Source organism: Hungatella sp. SL.1.14 (assembly GCF_024460495.1).
Taxonomy (GTDB): domain Bacteria; phylum Bacillota; class Clostridia; order Lachnospirales; family Lachnospiraceae; genus Hungatella; species Hungatella hathewayi.
Map to the genome: position 1 here is coordinate 83,698 of NZ_JANFYJ010000011.1, position 17,254 is coordinate 100,951.

The 17,254-nt window shown below is 50.6% G+C and carries 15 protein-coding genes; 8 read left to right on the forward strand and 7 right to left on the reverse strand.

What is annotated here, in order from left to right:
• Nucleotides 1–36 precede the first annotated feature (36 nt).
• Nucleotides 37–1,596 carry a ribonuclease Y gene (gene rny, locus NE473_RS13580; RefSeq protein ID WP_006770821.1) on the forward strand — a complete coding sequence of 520 codons (1,560 nt, stop codon included), beginning with the start codon at nucleotides 37–39 and terminating at the stop codon, nucleotides 1,594–1,596.
• Between the two features lie 85 nt (nucleotides 1,597–1,681).
• Here the strand turns inward: rny and NE473_RS13585 are convergent, their stop codons facing one another.
• The 5 genes from NE473_RS13585 to NE473_RS13605 form a co-directional block, all read right to left on the reverse strand.
• Nucleotides 1,682–3,457, reverse strand: a complete 1,776-nt coding sequence (locus NE473_RS13585; RefSeq protein ID WP_055649876.1) for a cache domain-containing sensor histidine kinase — start codon at nucleotides 3,455–3,457, stop codon at nucleotides 1,682–1,684.
• Nucleotides 3,441–4,244: a response regulator transcription factor gene (locus NE473_RS13590; protein WP_242866106.1), complete on the reverse strand. Its 804-nt coding sequence runs from the start codon at nucleotides 4,242–4,244 to the stop codon at nucleotides 3,441–3,443. Before NE473_RS13590 ends, NE473_RS13585 begins: the two co-directional genes overlap by 17 nt.
• Before the next feature lie 79 nt (nucleotides 4,245–4,323).
• On the reverse strand, nucleotides 4,324–5,484 hold the full coding sequence (gene msrA, locus NE473_RS13595) for a peptide-methionine (S)-S-oxide reductase MsrA (protein ID WP_055649878.1): 1,161 nt from the start codon (nucleotides 5,482–5,484) through the stop codon (nucleotides 4,324–4,326).
• Nucleotides 5,485–5,508: 24 nt separating this feature from the next.
• Entirely contained in the window at nucleotides 5,509–6,099 is a 591-nt protein-coding gene (locus NE473_RS13600) for a redoxin family protein (protein ID WP_055649879.1), read from the reverse strand.
• A 20-nt stretch (nucleotides 6,100–6,119) separates the two neighbouring features.
• Nucleotides 6,120–6,818, reverse strand: a complete 699-nt coding sequence (locus NE473_RS13605; protein ID WP_055649880.1) for a cytochrome c biogenesis CcdA family protein — start codon at nucleotides 6,816–6,818, stop codon at nucleotides 6,120–6,122.
• Nucleotides 6,819–7,058: 240 nt separating this feature from the next.
• On the opposite strand from NE473_RS13605, the gene NE473_RS13610 reads away from it, so the two are divergent.
• From NE473_RS13610 to NE473_RS13620, 3 genes are read left to right on the forward strand one after another with little or no spacing between them, the layout of a single operon-like run.
• Nucleotides 7,059–7,364, forward strand: coding sequence for a hypothetical protein (locus NE473_RS13610; protein WP_022032605.1), 306 nt, complete (start codon nucleotides 7,059–7,061; stop codon nucleotides 7,362–7,364).
• Between the two features lie 50 nt (nucleotides 7,365–7,414).
• Complete coding sequence (locus NE473_RS13615; protein WP_055649881.1) at nucleotides 7,415–8,098, forward strand: response regulator transcription factor; 684 nt, start codon at nucleotides 7,415–7,417, stop codon at nucleotides 8,096–8,098.
• The gene (locus NE473_RS13620) at nucleotides 8,092–9,249 is read left to right on the forward strand and encodes a sensor histidine kinase (protein WP_055649882.1); all 1,158 of its coding nucleotides are present in this window, start codon (nucleotides 8,092–8,094) and stop codon (nucleotides 9,247–9,249) included. Before NE473_RS13615 ends, NE473_RS13620 begins: the two co-directional genes overlap by 7 nt.
• Before the next feature lie 20 nt (nucleotides 9,250–9,269).
• Here the strand turns inward: NE473_RS13620 and NE473_RS13625 are convergent, their stop codons facing one another.
• Nucleotides 9,270–10,700 (reverse strand): GntR family transcriptional regulator, encoded by a 1,431-nt coding sequence (locus tag NE473_RS13625; RefSeq protein ID WP_055649883.1) that lies wholly within the window; start codon nucleotides 10,698–10,700, stop codon nucleotides 9,270–9,272.
• A gap of 42 nt (nucleotides 10,701–10,742) precedes the next feature.
• Entirely contained in the window at nucleotides 10,743–13,595 is a 2,853-nt protein-coding gene (locus tag NE473_RS13630; RefSeq protein WP_187383015.1) for a response regulator, read from the reverse strand.
• 168 nt (nucleotides 13,596–13,763) lie between these two features.
• Between NE473_RS13630 and NE473_RS13635 the strand changes: the two genes are divergently transcribed.
• From NE473_RS13635 to NE473_RS13650, 4 genes are all read left to right on the forward strand, one after another.
• Entirely contained in the window at nucleotides 13,764–14,678 is a 915-nt protein-coding gene (locus NE473_RS13635; RefSeq protein WP_055649885.1) for an AraC family transcriptional regulator, read from the forward strand.
• A 119-nt stretch (nucleotides 14,679–14,797) separates the two neighbouring features.
• Complete coding sequence (locus tag NE473_RS13640; protein ID WP_022032600.1) at nucleotides 14,798–15,037, forward strand: hypothetical protein; 240 nt, start codon at nucleotides 14,798–14,800, stop codon at nucleotides 15,035–15,037.
• A 247-nt stretch (nucleotides 15,038–15,284) separates the two neighbouring features.
• Nucleotides 15,285–16,247, forward strand: coding sequence for an AraC family transcriptional regulator (locus NE473_RS13645; protein WP_055649886.1), 963 nt, complete (start codon nucleotides 15,285–15,287; stop codon nucleotides 16,245–16,247).
• Nucleotides 16,248–16,349: 102 nt separating this feature from the next.
• Nucleotides 16,350–17,228, forward strand: coding sequence for a helix-turn-helix domain-containing protein (locus tag NE473_RS13650; RefSeq protein WP_055649887.1), 879 nt, complete (start codon nucleotides 16,350–16,352; stop codon nucleotides 17,226–17,228).
• Nucleotides 17,229–17,254: the final 26 nt, after the last annotated feature.

A 17,254-nucleotide genomic window follows, 5' to 3' on the forward strand; every position in this document is an offset into this window, starting at 1 on the left:
TGATGTACAATGAAAATTAAATAAGGAGGTGCTCCTGTGTCAGTATCAGTATTCACGGCTGCATTGATTGCAATCGTCGCGTCAGTTGTAGTTGCTTTTATTGCCTGGACTGCTGCCATCGCGTATCGTACCAAAACGTATGAGAGCAAGATTGGTTCTGCAGAAGAAAAATCCCGGGAAATAATAGATGAAGCATTAAAAACCGCTGAGACAAAGAAGCGCGAAGCTCTCCTTGAAGCAAAAGAAGAGTCTTTGAAGACTAAGAACGAACTGGAAAAAGAGACCAGAGAAAGAAGAGCTGAGCTTCAACGTTATGAAAGACGAGTACTAAGCAAGGAAGAAAACCTGGACAAGAAGTCCGACGCAATGGAAAAAAGAGAAGCAGGTCTTGCTGCTCGAGAGGAAGCCCTGAATAAGAGAAACGCCGAAGTAGAGTCTCTCTATGAAAAAGGGATACAGGAACTGGAAAAGATTTCCGGATTAACCTCCGAACAAGCAAAAGAATATCTTTTAAAATCTGTTGAAGATGATGTAAAACATGACACTGCGAAATTAATCAAGGAACTCGACAACAAAGCAAAAGAGGAAGCCGATAAAAAGGCAAGGGAATATGTGGTGACAGCCATCCAGAGATGTGCTGCGGACCACGTTGCAGAGACGACAGTTTCCGTTGTACAGCTTCCGAACGATGAGATGAAAGGCCGAATCATCGGACGTGAAGGGCGCAACATTCGTACGTTAGAAACCCTGACGGGCGTGGAACTCATTATCGATGATACCCCTGAGGCGGTTGTATTATCCGGATTTGATCCGGTTCGAAGAGAAGTAGCCAGAATCGCATTGGAACGGCTCATTGTGGACGGACGTATTCATCCGGCCAGAATTGAGGAAATGGTAGAAAAAGCACAGAAAGAAGTGGAGACCAACATGCGTGAGGAAGGTGAGGCCGCGGCCCTTGAGGTCGGTATTCACGGTCTGCATCCGGAACTCATCAGACTGCTTGGTAAACTGAAGTACAGGACAAGCTACGGACAGAATGCATTAAAGCATTCCATCGAAGTGGCCCAGTTATCCGGCCTTCTCGCCGGAGAGATCGGGCTTGATGTCCGTATGGCTAAACGTGCCGGTTTATTACATGACATTGGGAAAGCCGTTGACCACGAGATGGAAGGTTCCCATATTCAGCTGGGAGCGGAGCTCTGTAAGAAGTATAAAGAGCCTGCGGTTGTGCTGAATACAGTAGAATCCCATCACGGTGACGTTGAACCACAGAGTCTTATCGCCTGCATCGTACAGGCGGCGGACACGATTTCTGCCGCAAGACCGGGTGCAAGAAGAGAGACCCTGGAAACATATACAAACAGATTGAAACAGTTAGAAGATATTACAAACTCCTTCAAGGGAGTCGACAAGTCCTTCGCCATCCAGGCGGGACGCGAAGTTCGGATTATGGTAGTACCGGAACAGATTAACGATGACGGAATGATCTTATTGGCGCGCGATATTTCCAAGAAGATTGAAGAAGCCCTGGAATATCCGGGACAGATTAAGGTCAACGTAATCAGAGAGTCCAGAGTTACCGATTACGCGAAGTAATCGTTCGGAGTGAAAGATAAATGCCCTAAAACCCGTAAGAATGTAGTGTTCATGCGGGTTTAGGGCATTTTTTATGTCCAGACCATTACTGCTGTTTAGGCTGTCTATGAGAAGAACTGTTTGATGAAGAGACCGGACTGCTGAACAGCTGCTTTCCGACCGTAAGCTCCACCCGGCAGCCTGCCCCGGGGGCGGAGTGTATGGTCACCCCATATCCCGGTCCGTAGTAAAGTTTGAGTCGTTCGTCTACATTCTTAAGCCCTACTTTACCAGGACGCGAGGGGTTATCCGCCGCAGCCGCATCCGGGCGGCAGCCTGCACCGTTGTCTGAAACTGTAAAGATCAGCTTTTCTCCTTCTTCCTGCACGGTTATCGTGATCTGGCCGGGTCTGTCCAGCGGTTTGATTCCGTGGTAGATACTGTTTTCTGCAATGGGCTGGAGAATGATTTTGGGAACCGTGTAGTCCAATACCTCTTCGGGTGCATGGATTGTATAGTTCAGTTTGTCTCCATACCGTTCCTTCTGTATATACAGATACTGCCGAACGTGTTCCAGTTCATCCCCCACGGTAATCAGTTCCCGGCCTCCGCTTAGCGACAGACGGAAAAAGGCGGCCAGAGACTTGGTAAGGGCAATGACCCTGGTGCTGTCGTTGAATTCTGCCATCCAAACGATGGTATCCAGAGTATTATAAAGAAAATGAGGATTAATCTGGCTGACCAGGGCGTTAAGCTCGGCATGGCGCAGTGTCTTTTCCTTGTCCGATATCTCATCCATCAGGACGCGGATCCGGTGAATCATCCGGTTATAGTTGCCGGCCAGCAGTTCCACTTCATAAAAACTGTTTTTCCGAACACGCACTTTTGCCAGCTTTTCAATCTCGTTCATCCCTCGTTCCAGGTCTGCCATAGGGGTAGAAAGACGGCGGGTGAAGAGAATTCCAATTAAAAGAACTGCGATAAAAAGCAGACCGCCCGTCAGAAGGACCGCTTCAAAAAGCTGCCGTTCCAACATCTTTAAGGTGTCTAATGACACCACACCAACCATGGTCCAGCCGGTTTTTTCGATCTGGGTCTGGCAGGTGAGAAGATTCGACTCTTTATCGTAACCGTCTCCTGCGGACTGGATTTCCAAAAGCTGCACCTGCTTGTCAGGATCAGAGAAATAGCTGGTATCCTTATGATAGACCGGCTCCCCTTTGTCATTCAGGAGGAAGACGTAGCCCTCCCTGCCTAAATCCAGGCTGCGCAGATGGTCTTCGATGACGCTGTATTCCATATCCATTAGGAGAACCCCCAGATTGTCACCGGAATCTCCGGTGATTTCAGTGCTTACAGAGATTACCCAGTTATCTTTGTCAGAAGAGAAGCTCTGCATCCTGGCACCGGTGAGAACCGGCATTGTATTGTGGATGGACTCGATATACCAGTCTTCCTTCATCATGTCACTGGAGACGGACATATCTAAATTTTTCTCATTGGAAAGGATTCGCCCGTCCTTGGATACGACAACGATGGATTTGATGGAGGAATCGTTTTGAAGCAGTGTATCAATCTGGGACAGCAGTCCGGTACGCAGGCTCTCTTCATCGTCTGACAGATACTGTCGGAGCGATGGACTGCCGGCGAAGACGTTGGATTCCCCTTTGACACGTGCAATGTATGTTCCGATATTGGCGCCGCTCATCTCCAGCAAGTCATGGGTTTTGGAGATTGTCTCGCTCATCAGCAGATTTGATGCGAACCAGTAGACGGCTCCGCTGAGAAGCAGTATGACAGTCAACCCTGCGCCGAGGAAGAACAGGGAGAGCTGAACGCTGAAGCGGCGGCTCCAGTCCCGGAGCTTAAATTGTTTCCCCATGCCCGGCCTCCGATCTGAATTCTTTTGGAGTTTTCTTGTATTTGCGCCGGAAACATACGCTGAAGTAGTTGGGATCGTCAATGCCAACTGCCGCCGCAATCTCATAGTTCTTCATCTGCGTGGACAGCAGAAGGATTTTTGCGCGCTCTAAACGGAGGTCGAACAGATAATCCCTGAAATTTTCGCCGAAGCACCGTTTGAAAAGCGTACTTAAATAACTGATATTATATCCCAGCTCTGCAGCCATGGTGCTGAGGGAAAAATGGGAATCGGACAGGTGTTCTTCCAGGATACCGGCCATCTGGGTGCGGATGCCGGAGTCATCTTCCGTACCGGCATTTCCGGCCAGTTTATCGACGGCCTGACGTACTGCTGCGAAATTGTCCGCCTCTTTTTTCTTTTCGACGAGATGGAAGAGCAGCTTCTGCACATCGTCGCGGGACAGGGGTTTTAACGCATAGTCATCCACTCCGATTTTGATTGCGCGTATGGCGTAGTCCAGGTAATCGTAACCGGTGAGGATGGCTATTTTTATGGAAGGATCCAGCTCCTTTGCCAGCCGGCAGAAATCGAGGCCGTTCATCTTTGGCATATTGATGTCTGCCAGAATTAAGTCGATACGATGGCTGCGGACGGCCTCCAGACCCTCCTCGCCGTTCTCCGCCTCAAAGAACTCATCTATTCCGAGACGGTCAAAATCAATAAAAGCCCGTATGCCACGGCGGATAAGACTTTCGTCCTCTACTACCAGGAGATGATACATGGCGCCGCCTCCCTTCTTTTCCATTCTGTATTTGTATCATTATATAGCGCCGGGACGAAGATAGCAAGTCTTCCGGTCCCGGCGTTATCGTTCTATGGCCGTATTACATATCAAACAGTGATTTAAGATAGCCGTAGCCTTCCGTCTCCAGATCGTCGAAGGGGATGAAGCGGATCGAAGCACTGTTGATACAGTAGCGAAGTCCGCCCAGATCTTTCGGTCCGTCATCAAAGACGTGGCCTAAGTGGGTATCTCCGGCACGGCTGCTTACCTCTGTCCGCTTCATATTAAAACTGGTGTCGGTATGTTCTGTTACGACCTCAGGAATGATTGGTTTTGAAAAACTTGGCCACCCGCAGCCGGATTCAAATTTGTCCTCGGAACTGAACAGCGGTTCCCCTGTGACCACATCTACATAGATCCCCTTGTCAAATGTGGCGGCGTACTCGTTGGTATAAGGGCGCTCCGTGTCATTATTCTGAGTCACCTGGTACTGGATATCAGTCAGTTTTTCTTTCAATACCTGATCGTCAGGAACCGGATAATCTTCAGGCCGAATCAAGACGGAGAGATCATCGGACATGCCAAGCCCTTCTTCCCCGATGAATTCATCTGCGGCGTTTAAGTTGATGTGGCAGTAGCCGCCCGGATTCTTATCCAGATAATCCTGATGATAGTCCTCTGCCAGATAGAACTGATTCAGGGGCAGGATTTCTGTGACGACCGGATCCTTATAGTTCTCCTTCTGGCGGGCAGCTGCAGACTCGACGATGGCTTTATCTGCTTCATCCACATAATAGATGCCGGAGCGGTACTGGCTCCCGCGGTCATTTCCCTGACGGTTGATACTGGTCGGGTCAACGACTTTGAAAAAACCGTCTAACAGCTGTTCTGTGGAGATAAGGGCAGGGTCATAGACGACCTTGACCGTCTCCGCATGGCCGGTATTGTCATAGCAAACCTGCTCATAGGTTGGATTTTCCGTATTTCCATTGGCGTATCCTACGTCGGTATCACGTACTCCGGGCAGTTTTTTCATGTAGGCCTCGATGCCCCAGAAGCAGCCGCCGGCCAGGTAAATGGTGTGTAAATTGTCGTTGTTCATCATGGGTTCCTCCTGTTTTTGTTCCATGGACATAGTATCTGCTGTTTTCCCTGTATTAACAGCGCCGGTATTCAGCGTGGAGGCAGAACAGCCTGTGAGCAGAGCCATGGCGGCAGCCATAATGCCCATGCCCATTGATTTTTGCCAGTTTTTTTTCATGATACATGCTCCTTTCTATCCCGATTATTTTACAGATTCGAAAACTGTTTTAATCGTCTCATTGTCCGCATGGCTTGGAACTAACCTGACCATCACACCGTCAGAACCGATATATTCTGATGTGGGATAGCCGCGCACACCGGCCTGTGTCCCGTAAGCCCCGTCTGTGTCGAACAGAACTGTGATATGTTCGGTGTTTTCAACACCGGAAAACCATTTTTTGAAATCTTCGGTATTCTTTTCCCCCTTCTGCCCGGGGGCTACAATGGTTAAAACTCTAAAATCATTTTCTTCCGAGGAGAGCGTGTTGATATCCTCTAAGCCGCCCAGGCAGATCGGGCACCAGGAAGCCCAGTATTTCAGATAAACTTTTTTCCCATTAAAATCAGAGAGCTTAACCGTATTGCCGTCCAAATCCATCATTTCAAAGTCAGGCGCGGGGGTTTTCGGATTCAGCATTTCGGAAGTACTTTCCTTCCTCATCTCTGATTCCTCTGCCCCCATGGATTGAGAGGCAGCAGACCCGGTTTTTACCACAGTTCCGGCGCCGCAAGCGGTTAGAGAAATCAGTAAAAATACGGAAACAGCACCTGTTAATAAATTTTTTTTCCTCATAGTTTCTCCTTTCTGCTGTGTTAAACAAAGACAGTCAGAATACTGCCCAGATGATCCGTCATCAGTAAAAATCCCATCAGAATGATGATAACACCGCCGGCAGTCTTAATTTTTCCAAGGTGCCGATGAAGTCTTGTGACCTTCGCCAGCAGTACATCGGAAAAGAGAGACAGTGCCAGAAATGGGATCAGGAATCCCAGGGAGTAAACCGCCATTAAGAGAGCGCCGTAGAGCGGCTGGCTGCTGGTGGCAGATAAGCCCAGAATTGCACCCAGAACCGGACCGATGCAGGGGGTCCAGCCAAAACTGAATGTAAGCCCTAATAAAAATGCTCCGATATAGTCACCTCTCCGGGAGCGTTCCAAATTGACTCTTTTTTCCCGGTACAGCCATTTGATGGGAATCAGTCCTGTCTGATGGAGTCCCAGGATCATGACAATGAGTCCCATTACAGTCAGAAACGATTTGCTGCGGATGACTGATCCCAGCGCCCCTGCGCCAAAGCCCAGAAGGATAAAGCATACGGAAATACCGGCAACAAACAGAACGCTTTTTAAGAATACACGAAGCTTTCGTCTGGCTGCGTCTTCTTTTGACGCAACTCCGCCAGATGAAAAAAGGGAGAGATATACCGGCAGGAGCGGGAGGATACAGGGGGAGAAGAAGGAAACAAGTCCTGCGGCAAGCACTGTACTGATGGAAAGGAAGCTGGGGGTCATGGCGTCACCTCTTTCTTGATTGATGACTTTATTTTACCTCCTGTGAACCGTTATTGTAATGGAACGGCTTTCGGTTTTTCTTTGATTTCTTTAGGTTAATGGCACAGAAGCAGGGTTACAAAGGAAGCGCTGAAATGTTATAATAAAGATTCTAACCGTACTTTAACCTTGACTCCTGTATAATAAGCGTGTGATCACATAACACGGCAAAAATAAAATAATCAATCACAGGAGGCAATTATGATGTTAAAACACAAAACAGCAGCCGGTCTGGCTGCGGCAGCCATGATAACCACGTCGCTGGCGTTTACCGCATCTGCGGAGGGAAAAGACGTACAGGCGGATACCAGTAAATCCATCGTACTCGATTCTGCAGTGATAAGCAGTGTGGAGGCACAGCCGGGATTTACGCCTGAACTCATGACGGATGAAGACGGAAAAACGTATTTTATCGCGGAAGACGGCTCCAGAGTGTATATCAGCTGGACGGAAGATGGAGTTAACAGCGACGGCAGTATTCTGTTCAGTGTCGTTGCAGCTGACTGACCGGATTTACATTTGGATGTTTGAAAAAGAATGAGAGGATTGGAATTACCATGAGACTTTTGATTGTGGAAGATGAGGAAGATATGCGGGAAGCGCTGTGCTATGGCCTGCGTAAGCGCGGGTATGCAGTGGATGCTGCGGGTGACGGCGCAGATGCGGTTGAACAGTGCGGGATCAATGAGTATGATCTGGTAGTGCTCGACTTAAATCTCCCTGGTCTGGACGGCATGGAAGTGCTGAAGCATATCCGGTCCATGGAGAAACCGGCGAAGGTGCTGATTCTCTCGGCCCGCTCAGAACTCACAGACAAGATCAGGGGACTGGACAGCGGAGCCAGCGACTATCTCACCAAACCGTTTCATTTTGAAGAATTAGAGGCACGCATCCGTATGCTGCTGAGAAGATCCTTTATCCAGACAGAGGCCGCCCTGACGAGGGGAGGTCTCTGCCTGGATTCCAATTTAAAGACGGCATCTTTTCAGGGAAGACCGCTGGAATTCTCCATGAGGGAGTTCTCGATTCTGGAATATTTAATGATCCATATGGGCAGACCGGTCAGCGCCGAGGAACTGCTGGAGCACGTGTGGGACAGTGAGGCAGATCCCTTCTCCAACCAGGTGAAGGTCTATATCAGCGTCATACGGCGCAAGCTGCAGGCGGTTACGGATGAGGAGATCATCCGGAGTATCCGCGGAGCCGGCTATCTGATCGATAAGGAGGAAGAGAAATGCTGAAAAACATATCGCTCCGCATGCGTCTGACTCTGTTGTCGGCTCTGGTAATGGCCAGTGTGGCGGTGATTCTGACCGCCATGTTTCTCTTTGGGGCGGACCGTATTTTTGTCCGTGATTTAGGGCAGCAGATGACATTTCAGACACAGGATATTATTGTCACCAGCGTTAAGGCGGAAACTGCCCTGGACGACGATTCGAATATACAGTCAATTACCATATCTTTAAAAAAGGCTGGCACCCAGTTTAATCTTTGGGGGCTGGCGGCTCTTTTTCTGGTTCTCCTTCTGGGAACCGGGGCGACATGGCTGATGGCAGGCCATGTACTGAAGCCGCTGGAAGAACTGTCCTCCACCATTGAAGAGATTGGCGGCAGCGATTTATCGAGCCGTGTGGAGATAAAGGGCAGACAGGATGAGATCGGACGGCTTGCCCGGTCTTTTAATCATATGATGGACAAAGTCAGCGCCTCGTTTGAACGGCAGAAACGTTTTTCCGCCAGCGCTGCCCATGAACTGAAGACGCCGCTTGCCACAATTCTCGTGAATCTGGAGGTGCTGGAACTGGATGGAAAGACATCTCCGGCCCGAATGGAAAAGGTGCTGTCCATTGTCAAGGCAAATACGGAGCGGATGATCCGCCTGGTCGAGAATCTGATGCGGCTGACTTCAGAGGAGGCTCACGAGATGGATGAGGAAGTGCCGTTAAGTGAAGTGTTTGCCATGACATTGGATGAGCTTTCACCGATGATTCAGAAAAAGAATCTGACTGTCACCATAAAGAACACGCCGGATATCAGCCTGACAGGCAGCCGCATCATGCTTTACCGCGTCATGAGTAATCTGCTGGAAAATGCGGCGAAATACAACCGGGAGCATGGATCTGTCACGGTTGTCACAGGCAGGGACGGCGATGCTGTGGTGGTGGAGATTACAGACACGGGGATTGGAATCCCGGAAGAAGAGCTTTCACATATTTTCGAGCCGTTTTACAGAGTGGACCAGTCGCGGTCCCGCGCCGTGGGAGGCGCAGGTCTGGGACTGTCGCTTGTTAAGGATATTGTGGAGAAGCATGGAGGAGAGATTACGGTGAAGAGCGTAATCGGAGAGGGAACGACATTTATGCTGCGATTTCCCGGGAGGGAGCGGTCCTGATTTGCCGCAGCGGAATCAATCTAAATACCGGCTACCTCGGCGGCGCCATGAACTCCAATATCGATAAGGGCCAGCCGGGTGTCAGTGAAAATCATTTGAAACAGCTGCCGGTATGCGCCTGCCAGCCGTACTCCGTCTTTTTTACTGCAGCTTTCCTGAAGCTCTGCGGATACGAAAGACCAGCCCGGAACCTTCTCGGCCCCCGTCTCCTCCAGCCGCAGAATACTGCCCTTTAAAAGAAGAAGCGTGAGTTTGCTGTAGATATCGCGGACGGCAGCAAGCGGGCAGTAATGGACAACCGCCTGCATCCCGGCGCTGATGACGGCCACCATGGAGCTTTTTTCTTCCGGAATAGCGGCGGCACCGGCTATGGCCGCCAGTGCTTCCTCTGGAATCCATGGAAAGGTGTAAAGAAAGACCGGTTTCCCTGTAACCGCCAGCAGCTGAAGCGCTTCCAGGAAGGCTTTTAAATTGCCGTCCAGCATCAGTTCCTTTAAGCGATAAGGGATCGAGGCATCTCCGGGGCCAATGACTCTGGTTCCTACGCCATTGATGGTCTGAACCACACCCAGAGTGTTCAGGAGGCCGATGGTCCGGCGGATCGTAATCTCGGAAACGTGATACGTATCTGCCAGAACCGGCCCTCCGGGAAGAAGTGTTCCCAGGGGATAAATACCCTGATTAATCTTACATATCATATCGATAGCCACGATATCACAGTAGCGGGTGCGGCCTTTGTTCGGTTCCCAGACGAAGGCCTCCGGTTCGATGTCCGGCGGAAGTTCCAGTTCGGCCAGATACTCTTCAATCGGTTTCCGGAACGTCTCAGACAGATGCTCCAGACGATGCCCGATGGACTCGGCAGACTCTTTTGTGAAATCTTCGAAGCAGCTGGTATATTCCAGAGCGGCAGCATGCAAAAATGCTTCCGCTTCTTTTTTTCCCAGTTTCAAACAGAGGATATCGAGGAGAGCGCTTTCAGCGAAGGAACTGATATCGTAGTAAAGGCTCAGCGCAGTCTGACTGCCCAGCGAATGGAGCGAACGCTCGAACTGCTGATACAGGCTGCGGCCGGGAAGGGCCTTCTCCTTTTTTAAAGCGAGTGATTCCCGGCAGTGAAGCAGGCTCTGTAAGCATATGGCCGGTGACAGAATATGGAGACTCTTTAAGAGGTCTGACAGCGCCGCGGCCCGCCGCTTAAAAATGTCGCTCTCCAGGTAGTTCTCGTATGGTTTTCCAAGAATAATTGTGTTTTTACCGCGGTTAAGCTGAATCAGGCCGTCGCGTTCCAGCATTTTGAGCGCGCGCTGGGCAGGACAGTAGGAGACCCGGAACCGTTCGGCGATTTCCTTCGCGGAGGGAAAACGTTCGCCGTCATCAAAAAATCCAAGTTGTATTTTGCCTGCCAGACTGCGATAGATCGTTTGTTCCTTACTGTTGGTATTTGACATGGTATCCTTCCTTTTTAACGTAAGTTCATGGGACAGAGTCCGCTATGCGTTCATACACCGCTCTAAAACGGTAATTAACCGCTCCACATCGATCGGTTTTGCAATATGATCGTTCATCCCCACGCTGTATGCCTTTCCGATATCTGTGGTGAAGGCGTTGGCGGTCAGCGCGAGTATCGGGACAGACGGGGCGTCTTCCCGTTCAAGGCTCCGTATGGCTGCCGCAGCGTCATAGCCGTTCATGACAGGCATCTGGATATCCATCAGAATAGCATTGTAATAGCCAATGGGGGAGGAACGGAAGGCTTCGACGGCCTCCTGCCCATTCTCAACGGCTTCAACGATTATTTCCTGCATTTCCAGAAGCTCTATGGCGATCTCCCTGTTCAGCTCGTTGTCCTCGGCAAGAAGAATCCGTTTGTCTGCCAGCGCCGGGCGGCTCTGTTCCTCTGCAGCGCCGGAACCGGTGGAATGGCCGGACTCCAGAAACAGCTGTAATACGTGGAGCATTTTGGACTTAAACAGCGGTTTTGATATGAAGGCGTCGGCGCCGGCCTGCAGAAATTCGGCCTCTATGTCGGAATAATCATAGGCGGATATAATAATGATGGGGACATCGTTGCCAAGCCTCTTTCTAAGCACCTTGACGGTCTCCAGGCCATCCATCTCCGGCATCTTCCAATCCAGGATCACGGCAAAGAAGTCATCTCCGCATTTGTGCGCTTCCTCCGCACGGGTCACTGCCTCTGCACCCGACAGTACCCAGCAGCCGCGCATGCCAAGTTCAGTTAAAAGCGCGGAGGCGCTTTCGCATACAATCTGGTCGTCATCCACGACGAGAACGGGAAGACCGTTAAGCTCTTCCGTATCGGTTACCTCTTCGTTGACGAGTTCCAGCTGGACTGTAACCGTAAACTGGCTGCCTTCTCCCAGCCTGCTGGTTACTTCAATGGAGCCGTTCATCATGCGCACGATGTTCTCTGTTATGGCCATACCCAGGCCGGTTCCCTGTATTTTGCTGATTCGGGAATCCTCCGCGCGTGAAAATGGCTCGAAAATGTGGGGAAGGAACTCTTCCGACATACCGATTCCCGTATCGGTTATGATAAATTCAAATTGCGCCTTCTGTGAGGAGAGGGAAAGAATCTCTTTAATACTCAGGCTGATCTGGCCGCCGTTGGGCGTGTACTTGACGGCGTTTGTCAGGAGGTTTATGAGAACCTGCTGAAGACGGTCCCCGTCGGTTATGACCGTCTCATGCCGGACTTTAGAGGCGCTGATCTGAAACTGCAGATCTTTTTCGGAGATCAGAGGCTTACACATGGCAAACACATTTTCAATTAATTCCGGAAGCTTTACTTCTTCCGGCGTTAGATCGATCTTCCCGCTTTCGATTCTTGACATATCCAGAACCTCATTGACCAGGCTGAGGAGATGGCGGCTGGATACATTGATTTTGCTTAAACAGTCGCGGATTTTCTCCGGTGAAGAAAGGTTGGCCTGGGCGATGGCGGCCATACCCATGATCGCGTTCATGGGAGTGCGTATGTCGTGGGACATGGAGGAGAGGAAGTTTGTCTTGGCCGAGTTGGCTACCCGTGCCGCCTGATACGCCTCCTCCAGGGCTTTCTTCTGCCGTTCCTGTTCTGCCCGGTCCTTCGTCAAATCGATGCCGATGCTGTAGAACGAGGGAATGCCATCCCAGCTGTTCTCCCCGCTGGCATAGCAGAAGGTCATGGTCAGAATTTTGACCTGACCGTCCCGCGTGATAATCCTGCTTTCAAAGGCAGTGCTTTCACCGGTAATCCGTATCTGTTCCAGCAAAAGCTGTAAGCGGGAGAGGTCATCCGGATGGATGTAGGTACACTGCCGTCCCAGTTCATTCTCAAACTGTTCTTCCGTATATCCAATGATATCTAAAAAATTGGCTCCATACCACATGATGGTGCTGCAGTCTCTGGCATCCAGCCGGGCAAGACCGCCGGGAATAGTCCGGATCAGGGCATCGCGTTCCCGGTCCTTTTTTGCCAGCTTATATTCCGTGCTGAACATATCGTGGGAAAGCTCGAGCCGGGCCCGGTGTCCGTTCCAGTCGATAATCCGGTTCTTAATCATGAACGTCCGGTTCAGCAGAGGATTGTCGAATTCCCATTCGTAGAATTCATCTGTCCGCAGGCGGCTGTTCGTACAGAAGGGGCATGGCTCGGTCCGTCCCTGGATGATCTCGTAGCATTTATGGCCCAATGGAGCTTTTTTGGTGCACTGAAGTGTATCAGCGGCTGTCTGGTTTATATAGAGAAGTTCGTAGCTGTCCATGTCACTGATATAGACATTTCCTATGTATTCATCCATCATCCACTCAAAATACTGTACCTTCTGTTCTGCCTGGTCAACGAGATCGCTGATATCGGTCAGAGTCATGAAAACTGTGGGACAGCCAGAGGGGGTTTCCTCTGTGATGGTACCGTGAATACGAACGTGAAGAAATGTTCCTGTCTTTACCGGAATGCGGCAGTCTGCAGAAAAAAGGTTCTGCCCGTGTTCTGCCGCGGCAGACAGGGCCTGGCTGATGATGTCAAATTCACCGGGGTGCTGGTGAAGGTATTGGCGCAGTGTGGGGCAGGATAAGTTGAATTCCTCTTTTGAATAACCGGAACTCTTATAAAAAGAAGGATTGGCACACAGGAGAGTGAGTTCCTGGTCAAAGATACACTGGCAGGCGGGACTGCCAATCATTTCCAGCATGGAGAGTAAACCGTCCATGCCCATTCCGGCAGCATCGGGCCGCTCCGCTTTCTGTTTTACCGCGTCTTGTAATTCCATAATCTGATAACTCTCCTTTGTTATACATTCCATTTGATATTCAAATATAATATGATAAAGCACCTGGTTCATATTATATCTGAATGAAACGGTAAAAGCAATACTGAGACGTGTATGAAAAAAGGAAATACGGGGAGGATCCGTTTGACACAGAGGAAAGGAGCGGTTAGAATGAAGGAAAAGAAGGGGCTATGAAAGTAAGACAGCGTCCGTGGGGACGATGGCGGACAGGAGTTTATCATGAAAGTAATTCATACCGTGGAGCTAAAGCCGGGAAGTTATGAGGAGATGCTGCCTGATTTTTCCCTGGACTTCCCGTATATTGCGTCTTATGTGGAACTGGAAAAGCATCTGGGCAGACAGTCGCCCTGGCACTGGCATAAGGAGGTCGAACTGTTCTATATGAAAGAAGGGGCGCTGGAGTATGACACCCCCCAGGGGAAAACTGTGTTTCCGCAGGGGTCAGCCGGTTTTGTCAATTCGAACGTACTTCATATGTCAAAGGTGAGACAGGGAGAGAAAACTTCGGTTTCCATGATTCATATTTTCGATCCCCTGCTGGTGAGCGGGCAGACGGGAAGCCGGATTGACCAGAGATACGTGCGTCCGCTCATCACAGCACCCGGGATCGAGATCCTCGGGATGTACCCGGACCGTCCGGACCATGCGGAATTTCTGGAGATTCTCAGAGAATCGTTTGAACTTCCGGAAGATGGATACGCCTACGAGATCCGTCTGCGGTCGCTTCTCTCGGAGCTGTGGTGCCGGCTGCTTGCCATGGCGGAGCCTCTCTGCCATGAAGACGCTCAGGGCAGCAGGTCGAGTGAAAAGATGAAGATGATGATGGCGTTTATCCATGAACACTGCGCGGATAAAATTACGGTGGCGGAGATTGCTGCGGCCGCCTATATCAGTGAACGGGAATGCTTCCGGACGTTTCAGGACTGTCTTAAGATGACGCCGGTGGAGTATATGACGGATTACCGTTTACAGAAGGCGTGCCATATGCTGGCGGAAGGGAACGACTCCATCACCAGGATCTGCCAGTCCTGCGGGCTGGGCAGCAGCAGCTATTTCGGTAAGGTATTTCGGGAGCACATCGGATACAGTCCCATGGAGTACCGACGGAAATGGCGGAATCGTGATATATACTGACAGAAATATGATAGTTTCCTGAATAAAACTGCACTATAATGATATTGTAAAACGAGGATAACAGCTTAACCGGTGCAGGGGTCCGGCAGGCCGGACTGTTTTGTTCAGGAGGGATGGATATGATGAAACTCAGGATATTAAATATGAAGGAATTTTTGAAAACTGTCAACGGATGCGAGGGTCCCGTCTATCTGGTGGACTCTGATGGAAGAAGAGAAAACGTGAATAAAGAGTACGGAACCCAGGTCAGACTGCAGGCGGAATATCAGAGAAACCGGAATACTCTGGTGCTGTGTCTTGCGGTTCCAGTCCCCAGGGATTACTTAAACATCGTGAATTATTATGCGGGCGACTGCTGAACGCCGGCTAAGAATTCATCAGAACGGCCCGATGTGTTGAAATGGCACACCGGGTTTTTTTTGATTGTCGTGGAGGTTTCGGTGCAGCGCGTGAGAACGGCTGATCCGCAGAATGGGAATATCCCGGTTCAAAAACGGACAAAATGTGAAGATACCCCAAAAAGGGCACTGGATGGAAAGCGTGCGGACGGTCTGCATGGTAAAATAAGCACAGCAGTTGAGAGGAAAATTGAAAGGAGACAAAAGGATGCATGCATGGGAAGCGATCGACGGGGTGCTGGATTTTATGGAAGAGCATTTGAGGGAGGAGATGAATACGGAGGCGCTGGCACAGTCGGCCGGCCTTTCTCCCTTCTATTTTCAGCGCCTGTTTAAACGGCTGACAGGACGGCCGGTGCTGGAATACGTTAAGATGCGGCGCCTGGCCCTTGCCGCCTCGGCGCTTGAGGACAGGGAAAAGAGGATTCTGGATATTGCTGTGGATTATGGATTTTCCAGCCACGCTTCATTTACAAGGGCGTTTAAGGAGGCGTATGGCATCTCGCCGGAGAAGTACCGGAAGGACAGGCCCATGCTCAATATGTGCGAAAAGCCGGAGCTGTCCATGAGATACCATCTGGTGGATGAGGGGGTGCCGCTGATTGCGGGGGATATCGTTCTGGAGATCCGGCGAATGCGGCTCACGGAACCAGAATGGTATCTTGGATTGGAGACTGCTGTGGAGATTAAGAAACAGGTGCCTGCAGGCGAGAGTACCGGAATCGATGTTCCGGGTCAGTTGTGGAAAGCATTCCATGAAAAGAAGCCGGCTGTGGATGGACTGGCACAGGAGGGACCGGAAATGGGGATGTCCCATAAGGCAGACCCGGAAATGGGGACGTTTTTGTATTTTGCAGGAGCCCTGGCAGAGAGAGGAACGGAGTACGCAGGTGCAGAAGAAAAATCGGCGGAAGACGGGTTTCCCCTGGTAAAGCGGGAGCTGCCTGCGGGAGAGTATCTGGTATGCAGAATCGAGGCGGAGACATTTGAAAAACTTGTGACTGCTGCGCTGGATCAGGCAGGAGTATACTTATTCGGGACGTGGCTTCCGGCGCACGGTCTGACAGTCCTGCCATTTTCTGCGGAAAAGTATTTTTCGAAAAATGAGGATGATATTTATATGGAAATATGGGTAATGCCGGCTCCAGCCAAAGAGCAAGATGCGAAGTAAGGGAAGCTGCAGAACGGGAATACCGGACAGCAAAAAACGTCGAGAGTTATTTTCTGATTTTTTGTATGATCATTGTGTCAGCATAACAGGGAGGTGATGGAGATGAAGGAACAGGTGGAAGCGGTTCAGAGGATGCAGGACTATATCCAGGAGCATTTAAGGGAGACGGTTACTCTGGCTGATTTATCCAGGGTGTCGCTGTTCTCGCCGTGGCATTCCTACCGGTTGTTCCGGCAGTGGACGAACCAGACTCCGGCCGACTATATCAGGCGGCTGCGTCTTTCCGAATCTGCGCTGAAGCTGAGAGATGAGCGGTGCAGAATCGCAGATGTGGCGTTTGAGTACGGGTTTGGCAGTGTCGATGGGTACCAGAGGGCATTTTTCCGGGAATTTGGCTGCAATCCCCGCGAATATGCCGGGAATCCGGTTCCTCTGTATCTGTTTACCCCGTATGGCGTCAAATACAGAGAGCTCAGAAAGGAATGGAACGCGATGGAAAATGTGAAAAATGTGTTTATCCAGGCAATCGACAAACCGGTGCGCAAGGTGATTATTAAGAGGGGGATTAAGGCGGAGGATTACTTCCCCTACTGTGAAGAGGTGGGGTGTGATGTCTGGGGGCTGTTAACCAGCATGAAATCCCTCTGCGGCGAACCGGTATGCCTCTGGCTTCCGGAGGCATACCGCAGTCCGGGGACATCGGTCTATGTACAGGGCGTTGAAGTCGCTGCGGATTACGGCGGACCGGTTCCGGAGGGCTTTGACGTGATCGAGCTTCCGGCGGCGAAGTACCTCATGTTTCAGGGGGAACCGTTTGAGGAGGAAGATTACTGTGAGGCGATTGAGGCGGTGAGGACGGCTGTCCAGAGGTACGAGCCGTCTGCTGCGGGATACCAGTGGGATGAGGGGAATCCCCGGATTCAGCTGGAACCAGTCGGTACCAGAGGCTATATCGAACTGCTTCCGGTGCGAAAACTGTAAAAAGAACTGTAAAAAGACGGACAAAA

What these genes read in the sequence shown, in the direction of transcription:
- NE473_RS13585 (WP_055649876.1), bottom strand. Translation starts at nt 3,457, where the DNA reads ATGGGGAAACAATTTAAGCTCCGGGACTGGAGCCGCCGCTTCAGCGTT.
- NE473_RS13590 (WP_242866106.1), bottom strand. Translation starts at nt 4,244, where the DNA reads ATGGAAAAGAAGGGAGGCGGCGCCATGTATCATCTCCTGGTAGTAGAG.
- msrA (WP_055649878.1), bottom strand. Translation starts at nt 5,484, where the DNA reads ATGAAAAAAAACTGGCAAAAATCAATGGGCATGGGCATTATGGCTGCC.
- NE473_RS13600 (WP_055649879.1), bottom strand. Translation starts at nt 6,099, where the DNA reads ATGAGGAAAAAAAATTTATTAACAGGTGCTGTTTCCGTATTTTTACTG.
- NE473_RS13605 (WP_055649880.1), bottom strand. Translation starts at nt 6,818, where the DNA reads ATGACCCCCAGCTTCCTTTCCATCAGTACAGTGCTTGCCGCAGGACTT.
- NE473_RS13610 (WP_022032605.1), top strand. Translation starts at nt 7,059, where the DNA reads ATGATGTTAAAACACAAAACAGCAGCCGGTCTGGCTGCGGCAGCCATG.
- NE473_RS13615 (WP_055649881.1), top strand. Translation starts at nt 7,415, where the DNA reads ATGAGACTTTTGATTGTGGAAGATGAGGAAGATATGCGGGAAGCGCTG.
- NE473_RS13620 (WP_055649882.1), top strand. Translation starts at nt 8,092, where the DNA reads ATGCTGAAAAACATATCGCTCCGCATGCGTCTGACTCTGTTGTCGGCT.
- NE473_RS13625 (WP_055649883.1), bottom strand. Translation starts at nt 10,700, where the DNA reads ATGTCAAATACCAACAGTAAGGAACAAACGATCTATCGCAGTCTGGCA.
- NE473_RS13630 (WP_187383015.1), bottom strand. Translation starts at nt 13,595, where the DNA reads ATGAACCAGGTGCTTTATCATATTATATTTGAATATCAAATGGAATGT.
- NE473_RS13635 (WP_055649885.1), top strand. Translation starts at nt 13,764, where the DNA reads ATGAAAGTAATTCATACCGTGGAGCTAAAGCCGGGAAGTTATGAGGAG.
- NE473_RS13640 (WP_022032600.1), top strand. Translation starts at nt 14,798, where the DNA reads ATGATGAAACTCAGGATATTAAATATGAAGGAATTTTTGAAAACTGTC.
- NE473_RS13645 (WP_055649886.1), top strand. Translation starts at nt 15,285, where the DNA reads ATGCATGCATGGGAAGCGATCGACGGGGTGCTGGATTTTATGGAAGAG.
- NE473_RS13650 (WP_055649887.1), top strand. Translation starts at nt 16,350, where the DNA reads ATGAAGGAACAGGTGGAAGCGGTTCAGAGGATGCAGGACTATATCCAG.